This window comes from Agromyces binzhouensis, assembly GCF_004135055.1.
Lineage (GTDB): Bacteria > Actinomycetota > Actinomycetes > Actinomycetales > Microbacteriaceae > Agromyces > Agromyces binzhouensis.
Genome location: NZ_SDPL01000119.1, coordinates 1 through 7670, shown reverse-complemented (window position 1 = coordinate 7670; position 7670 = coordinate 1). Strand labels below are relative to the sequence as shown.

At 72.1% G+C, this 7670-nt stretch carries 8 protein-coding genes; 2 read left to right on the top strand and 6 right to left on the bottom strand.

Translation table 11 applies throughout. The annotated features are described in order from the left end of the window. From dnaG to dusB, 3 genes are all read right to left on the bottom strand, one after another. The coding region (dnaG, locus tag ESO86_RS07840; protein ID WP_129234396.1) for a DNA primase at positions 1-1303 on the bottom strand (1303 nt) is incomplete at its 3' end. Between the two features lie 47 nt (positions 1304-1350). Further along, complete coding sequence (locus ESO86_RS07835) at positions 1351-2610, bottom strand: deoxyguanosinetriphosphate triphosphohydrolase (protein ID WP_129234395.1); 1260 nt, start codon at positions 2608-2610, stop codon at positions 1351-1353. 4 nt (positions 2611-2614) lie between these two features. Next, positions 2615-3769 (bottom strand): tRNA dihydrouridine synthase DusB, encoded by a 1155-nt coding sequence (dusB, locus tag ESO86_RS07830; protein ID WP_129234394.1) that lies wholly within the window; start codon positions 3767-3769, stop codon positions 2615-2617. A gap of 93 nt (positions 3770-3862) precedes the next feature. On the opposite strand from dusB, the gene ESO86_RS07825 reads away from it, so the two are divergent. Beyond that, a complete protein-coding gene (locus ESO86_RS07825; RefSeq protein WP_129234393.1) occupies positions 3863-4348 on the top strand; it encodes an aminoacyl-tRNA deacylase in 486 nt (161 codons plus the stop codon). Between the two features lie 208 nt (positions 4349-4556). On the opposite strand, the gene ESO86_RS07820 is transcribed toward ESO86_RS07825, so the two are convergent. The 3 genes from ESO86_RS07820 to recO form a co-directional block, all read right to left on the bottom strand. Further along, the gene (locus ESO86_RS07820; protein WP_129234392.1) at positions 4557-5222 is read right to left on the bottom strand and encodes a DsbA family oxidoreductase; all 666 of its coding nucleotides are present in this window, start codon (positions 5220-5222) and stop codon (positions 4557-4559) included. A 146-nt stretch (positions 5223-5368) separates the two neighbouring features. After that, entirely contained in the window at positions 5369-6196 is an 828-nt protein-coding gene (locus ESO86_RS07815) for an isoprenyl transferase (RefSeq protein ID WP_129234391.1), read from the bottom strand. Beyond that, the gene (gene recO, locus ESO86_RS07810) at positions 6193-6930 is read right to left on the bottom strand and encodes a DNA repair protein RecO (protein ID WP_129234390.1); all 738 of its coding nucleotides are present in this window, start codon (positions 6928-6930) and stop codon (positions 6193-6195) included. Before recO ends, ESO86_RS07815 begins: the two co-directional genes overlap by 4 nt. Positions 6931-7055: 125 nt before the next feature. Here recO and ESO86_RS07805 point away from each other — a divergent pair. Then, positions 7056-7670: SDR family oxidoreductase (locus ESO86_RS07805; protein WP_165307490.1), on the top strand; the 615-nt coding region annotated here is incomplete at its 3' end.

Here is a 7670-nt window from a genome sequence, read left to right as displayed (position 1 = left end):
CGCGGACCGCCCGCCCGACCTCCTCGAGCTCCATGCCGAGCATGCGGGCGAGTTCGCGCGTGTACCCGGGGCGCAGCGCGGGGTCGCGGATGTCGGCGACGATCGGCGCGGCCGCCCGCAGCGCCGCCACGCGCCCCTCGACCGTCTCGAGGTCGAAGCGGGCGAGCGTCGTGCGGATCACGAACTCGAACATCGGGGTCTTGGACTCGACGAGGGACCGCACCGCGGCGTCGCCGCGCGCGAGTCGCAGGTCGCACGGGTCGAGCCCGTCGGGGGCGACGGCGACGAAGGTCTGCGCCGCGAACCGCCGTTCCTCGGCGAACGCGCGCATCGCGGCCTTCTGCCCCGCGGCGTCGCCGTCGAACGTGAACACGACCTCGCCGAGGCCCGAGTCGTCGCCGAGCACGCGGCGGAGCACCTTGATGTGGTCGACGCCGAACGCCGTGCCGCACGTGGCGATCGCGGTCGTGACCCCCGCGAGGTGGCACGCCATCACGTCGGTGTAGCCCTCGACGACGACGACGCGGTGGGTCTTGGAGATCTCGCGCTTGGCGAGGTCGAGCCCGTAGAGCACCTGCGCCTTGTGGTAGACGGCCGTCTCGGGGGTGTTCAGGTACTTCGGGCCCGGGTCGTCCTCGAGCAGCTTCCGGGCGCCGAACCCGACCGTCTGCCCCGTCACGTCGCGGATCGGCCAGATGAGCCGCCCGCGGAACCGGTCGTAGACGCCCCGGTCGCCCTGGGAGACGAGCCCTGACGCGGCGAGCTCCTCCGTCGTGAACCCCTTGCCCCTGAGGTGCTTGGTGAGCGTCTCCCAGCTCTTCGGCGCGAAGCCGACTCCGAAGTGGCGGGCGGCGTCGGCATCGAAGCCGCGCTCGCCGAGGAACCGCCGGCCGACCTCGGCCTCGGGGGTGCCGAGCTGCTCGAGGAAGAACTCCTCGGCTGCTCGGTTCGCGGCGAGCAGCCGAGCCCGGTTGCCCGCGCCCTCGGCGGGCCCGCCGTCCTCGTAGTGCAGTTCGTAGCCGATTCGGCCCGCGAGCCGCTCCACGGCCTCGGTGAACGTCACGTGGTCCATCCGCTGCAGGAACGTGTAGGCGTCACCGGATTCGCCGCAGCCGAAGCAGTGGTAGTAGCCGAGCTGCGGGCGCACGTGGAAGCTCGGGCTGCGTTCGTCGTGGAAGGGGCAGAGGCCCTTCATCGACCCGACGCCGGCCGACTTCAGCGAGACGTGCTCGCCGACGATGTCGGCGATGTTGGTGCGGGCCTTGACCTCTTCGACGTCGCTCTGTCGAATGCGGCCCGCCATGCGTCAATCCTATTCCGCGGATGCCGCCCGGCGGCCCCGCACGCCCGTCATCGCTGCACGAGGCGTTCGTACCAGGAGAGCGCGGACTGGTCGGTGAGGCTCGCGACCTGGTCGACGACGACCCGCCGGCGCGCCGAGTCGTCCTGCGCCGCCCGCCAGTCCTCCGCGAAGCCGGCGTCGAGGTGGGTCTCGCCGGTCTCCCAGAGCGCGTCGGCGAGAGCCGCGAGCACCTGCCGCTGCTGCGAGTAGATCGGCTGGCGGGTGTTCTTCGACATCACGAACGCGGCGACGATGCCCTTGAGCACGGCGATCTCGGCCTGGATGGAACGCGGCACGACGACGTCGGCGTCGAAGCGGATGAGGCTCGCGACGGGGTGGTGGGCCCGGGTCGCCTCGGTCGCCGCGTGCGCGAAGCGCCCGATGAGCTGGCTCGTGAGGTTCTTCAGGGCGGCCTGCTCGCGGCGACCGCCCGACCACTCCGAGATCCAGACGTCGAGGGAATCGAGCCGGTCGAAGGCGGCGATGAGCTCGTCGTGCCCGAAGGCGCCGCCGATCCACTCCACCATCGAGTCGACGAGCTCGTCGTGGTCCACCCGACGGCCGAGCGCGGCGACGTCGATGTAGCCGCCGACGATCGCGTCCTCGAAGTCGTGCACCGAGTAGGCGATGTCGTCGGAGAGGTCCATGACCTGGGCCTCGATGCAGAGTCGGCGCTCGGGGGCGCCGCGGCGCATCCACTCGAACACGTCGATGTCGTCGGCGTAGAAGCCGAACTTCGTCCGCCCACTCGGGTCGCCGACGCCGGAGTCCTCCGGCCACGGGTACTTGCAGCTCGCATCGAGGCTCGCTCGCGTGAGGTTCAGCCCGTGCGAGCGCCCGTCGGGTGCGACGACCTTGGGCTCGAGGCGGGTGAGGATCCGCAGGGTCTGCGCATTGCCCTCGAAGCCCCCGATGTCGGCCGCCCACGCGTTCATCGCCTTCTCGCCGTTGTGGCCGAACGGCGGGTGGCCGAGATCGTGTGCGAGGCAGGCGGTGTCGACGACGTCGGGGTCGAGTCCGATGCTCGTCGCGAGCTCGCGGCCGACCTGCGCGACCTCGAGCGAGTGGGTGAGCCGGTTGCGCGCGAAGTCGAGGCCCGAGGCCGGGCTCAGGACCTGGGTCTTCGCGGCGAGCCGGCGGAGCGCGCTCGAGTGGAGCAGGCGGGCGCGGTCGCGCGCGAAGTCGCTGCGGCGACGGTTCTCGTGCTGTTCGGGCAGAAAGCGCTCGGCGTCGGCCTCGTCGTAGCCGCCGAAGAGTCGGTCGCGCACGCGATCAGCCGCCGCTCGTGTCGAGCTCTGCGTCGACGAGGGTCGCCCGGTCGTGGCCTGCGAGGTCCTGCGAGTCGAGCCAGCCGTCGGGCAGTGCGGGGTTCTTCGGCGTCCCGGCGCGGCCGCGCGGGCCCTCGGCGCCTTCGCCCGGATAGGGCGTCGACCAGTCGAGCGTGCCGAGCAGGTCGTCGAGCTGGGCGAGCGACTCGACCGTCGCCAGCCTGGCGCGGAGGTCGCCGCCGACCGGGTAGCCCTTGAAGTACCAGGCGACGTGCTTGCGGATGTCGCGACAGCCGCGTTCCTCGCTGTCGAAGAAGTCGGCGAGCAGCTCGGCGTGGCGCCGGAAGGTGCGCGCGACCTCGCCGAGCGTCGGCTCGGCCTTCGCCTGCTCCCCGCGGAAGGCCGCGGCGAGGTCGCCGAAGAGCCAGGGCCGGCCGAGGCATCCGCGCCCCACCACGACGCCGTCGCAGCCGGTCTCGTCGACCATGCGGAGCGCATCGTCGGCCGACCAGATGTCGCCGTTGCCGAGCACGGGCACGCTCGTGACCGTCTCCTTCAGCTTCGCGATCGCCGGCCAGTCGGCCTGGCCCGAGTAGAACTCCGAGGCGGTGCGCGCGTGCAGCGCGATCGACGCCACCCCGGCGCCCTCGGCGATGCGCCCGGCCTCGAGGTACGTGAGGTGGTCCGCGTCGATGCCCTTGCGCATCTTGACCGTGAGCGGGATGTCACCGGCCGCCCTCACGGCGCCCTCGACGATGTCGCGGAACAGCCCGGACTTCCAGGGCAGCGCCGCTCCCCCGCCCTTGCGGGTGACCTTGGGCACCGGGCAGCCGAAGTTCAGGTCGATGTGGTCGGCGCGGTCCTCCGCGACGAGCATCGTGACCGCCTCGGAGACGGTCTTCGGGTCGACGCCGTACAGCTGGATGGAGCGCGGCGTCTCGGACTCGTGGTGCGTGATGAGCCGCATCGATTCGGGCGTGCGCTCGACGAGCGCCCGGCTCGTGATCATCTCGGAGACGTAGAGGCCGGCGCCGAACTCGCGGCAGAGCCGGCGGAACGCGGTGTTCGTGATGCCCGCCATGGGCGCGAGCACGACCGGCACCTCGAGGTCGAGGCCGCCGATCGAGAGCGGGCGGGTGGGGGTCGTGGTCGTTGGCATCGCCTTCGATTCTCCCAGACCGTGAGCCCGATCCGCCCGAGCGCGCGGCACGGGCGCATAGGATGCGGGCAGGACGGGAGCGGGGAGGACGAGATGACGCGGTTCGCCGGGTTGGTCGGGGTCGAGCGGGTGCAGGCGGATGCCACGGCACGCGGCCTCGACATCGAGGTGATCGAGCGCCCCGCCGCGCGCAGCCTCGAGGAGGCCGCCGGGCTGCTCGGCATCGAGCCCGCCGACATCGTGAAGTCGCTCGTGGTCAAGCGCAGCGACGACACCTACGTCTTCGCGCTCGTGCCGGGCGGCCGGAAGATCAGCTGGCCGAAGCTCCGCGCACTCCTCGCGGTCAACAAGCTCCAGCTGCCCGACGCCTCGCTCGCGCTCGCCGCGACCGGGTACGAGCGCGGCACCATCACGCCGCTCGGCTCGAGCATCGCCTGGCCGGTCGTCGCCGACGAGACCATCGTCGGACGACGCGTCTCGATGGGCGCGGGCGAGCACGGGCGGAGCCTGTTCGTCGACGCCGACGCGCTCATCGCCGCGCTCGGTGCGACCGTGGCCGACATCAGCGACCCCGAGTAGCCGCCGCTCGGCCGCCGGAGCCCGGGGAGCCCGCCCGCCGGACCCCGAGATGACGCGAATCGATCCCCGCACGGGCCGATCGGTCGTTTCGCGTCACCTCACCCTGCGGAATCGTTCGGGATCAGGCAGGCGTCGCCCTCGCACGCCATCGCCGACGGGTCGCCGATCATCGTGAACGGCGCGGGAGCGGCATCCGTCGCCTCGCGGCTCACGCGGCGGCTCCGTCGCGCTCGCCGTCGACCTGCTGGAGAACCTGGGCGAACACCTCGGCGGGCTGCGCGCCGGACACGCCGTACCTGCCGTCGAAGACGAAGAAGGGCACGCCCTGGATGCCGTAGGCGCGCGCCTGCGCGATGTCGGCCTGCACGTCGTCGGCGTACCGGCCGGACTCGAGCGCCTCGCGCGCCTCGCCGCCGTCGATGCCGAGCTCCTCGGCCCAGCCGACGAGTTCGTCGATGCGGTTCACGCGGCCGCCGTCGGTGAAGTACGCCTTCAGCAGGCGCTCCTTCATCTCGAGCTGCGTGCCGTGCGCCTTGGCGAGGTGCAGCAGCTCGTGGCCCTTCAGGGTCTTGACGTGCGCGACCGTCTCGAAGTGGAAGTCGAGTCCCGCCTGCGCGGCGACGCCGGTCACGTGCTCGAGCATCTGCTCGACCCGCTCGAGGGGCAGGCCCTTGGCCTTGGAGAGGTACTCGGTGGTCGAACCCTCGAAGTCGAGCGGCGTGTCGGGCGACAGCTCGAACGAGTGGTACTCGACCTCCACCTTTGGGGCGTCGTCGCCGAGCGCGGCGATCCCGGCTTCGAGGTGGCGCTTGCCGATGTAGCACCACGGGCAGGCGATGTCGGACCAGATGTCGATCTTGATGGGGGACGTCACGATGAATGCGAACGGATGGATCGGCCCGTGTATTCCCCGATCGGCACGGATCGGTCCGGCACGTGCACGGCGAAGGAGGTCCCGGCGGGCGCGCCGGGTCGGTACGGCGTGTCGAGCGGATGCTCCTCCGCCCTGCGCTGCACCGGCTACAGGCCGTCCGGCGCCGGCGGCGCGGCATCGGGCGTGTCGACCGCACCGCCGAAGCGGCGGTTGCGGGCGGCGTAGAGCTCGATGGCCTTCCAGAGCTCGACACGGGAGAAGTCGGGCCAGAGCGTGTCGAGGAACACCATCTCGGCGTACGCCGACTGCCAGAGCAGGAAGTTCGAGGTGCGCTGCTCCCCCGAACTGCGGACGAACAGGTCGACGTCGGGCATGTCGGGCACGTAGAGGCGCTTCTGGATCAGCTTCTCCGACACCGCCGACGGGCGGATCCGACCGGCCGCGACGTCGTCGGCGATCGAGCGCACGGCGTCGACGATCTCGTTGCGGCCCCCGTAGTTCACGCACATCGTGAACTGCAGGCCGGTGTTGCCGGCGGTGAGCCGCTCGGCGACCTGCAGCTCGTCGATGACCGACTTCCAGAGGCGCGGGCGGCGGCCGGCCCACCTGATCCGCACGTCCCACTCGTTGAGCTGGTCGCGGCGGCGGTGCAGCACGTCGCGGTTGTAGCCCATGAGGAAGCGGACCTCGTCGGGCGAGCGCTTCCAGTTCTCGGTGGAGAACGCGTACACGGAGAGGTGCTTCACACCCGCCTGGATGGCCCCGGCGACCACGTCGAGGAGCACCTCCTCGCCCGCCTTGTGGCCCTCGATGCGCGTGAGGCCCTGCCGGTTCGCCCAGCGGCCGTTGCCGTCCATGACGATCGCGACGTGCTCGGGCACCGAGCCCCTCGGGAAGTCGGGCGGGGTGAGGCCGGTCCAGTCGAGCGGGCGGTAGGGCACCGCGTCCTTGTGGGTGTAGGGCTTCGGGGTCACTCTGGGGCCGTTCCTCGGGAGACGTGGGAGAGGGAGCGCAGTCCGCGCTCGAGATGCCATTGGGCGTACGCCGCGACGATACCGCTCGCCTGCGCGCGGTCGCGCTGCGAGGACGCCTCGGCGATCGCCCAGTCGCCCGCGAGGAGCGCACCGAGCAGGTGCACCGTGCTCGGGGCGATGCGCGGGCTGCCGGGCGGCGCGCAGGACTCGCACACGACTCCGCCGAGCTGCACGACCACGGCCGTGTGCGGGCCGGGCGCGCCGCAGCGCGAGCAGTCCTCGAAGCTCGGCGCCCAGCCCGCGATCGAGAGCGCCCGGAGCAGGTAGGAGTCGAGCGTGAGGTCGGGCCCGTGCTCGCGCCGCGACAGCGAACGGAGCGCGCCGACCAGCAGCAGGTACTGCTGCAGCGACCCCTCGGCCTCGGTCAGTCGGTCGGCCGCCTCGACCATCGCGTTCGCGGCCGTGTACGCCGCGTAGTCCTGGCTGATCTCGGCACCGTAGGCGCCGATCGACTCGGCCTGCGTGATGACGTCGAGGGTGCGGCCCTCGTAGAGCTGGAGGTCCGCGACCATGAACGGCTCGAGCCGCGACCCGAACTTGGACGCCGTGCGCCGGACGCCCCGCGCGACCGCACGGACCTTGCCGTGGCGACGCGTCAGCAGCGTGACGATGCGGTCGGCCTCGCCCAGCTTGTGGGTGCGCAGCACGACGGCGTCATCTCGGTACACGGGCACCCGTCGATTCTCCCACCGACCGCCCTCCCCCGGTCCGCGACCGCGCCGCGAACCCGGCCGCGACGACGACGGAGGCCGCGGCCGGCGGTGCGGCGGGACCCTCGCCGGGGAGGCAGAATGGTCGGGTGACCTCGCCGTCCGCACCCGTCCTCGTCACCGGAGGCACCGGCTCGCTCGGGCGCGCCGTGGTGCGGCAGCTCCGGGCTCGGGGCGACGAGGTCCGCGTGCTCAGCCGATCGGGCGCGCCCGACACGGTCCGCGGCGACCTCGAGACCGGCGAGGGCGTCGAGGCCGCGCTGGACGGCGTCGGGGCGGTGATGCACCTCGCCACGACCAACCGCGACGACACCGAGATCACCCGCCGCCTCGTGCGCCTCGCCGAGCACTCGGGTCGGCCGCGGATGCTGTACTCCTCGATCGTCGGCATCGACCGCATCCCCCTCGCGTACTACGGCGGCAAGCGCGCCTCGGAGCGGATGATCGCCGAATCGCGCCTGCGGTGGACGACGCTCCGGTCCACGCAGTTCCACAACTTCGTCGAGACCCTCTTCAGCGTGCAGCGCTTCTCCCCCGTGGTCTTCGCCCCGGCGTTCTCGTTCCAGCCCGTCTCGGTCGACGACGTCGCCGCGCGCCTCATCGAGCTGCTCGACGACGACGTGCTCGGCATCGCGCCCGACATCGGCGGGCCCGAGGTGCGCACCGCGCGCGACCTCGCCCGGGCCTGGCTCGCCGCGCGCGGC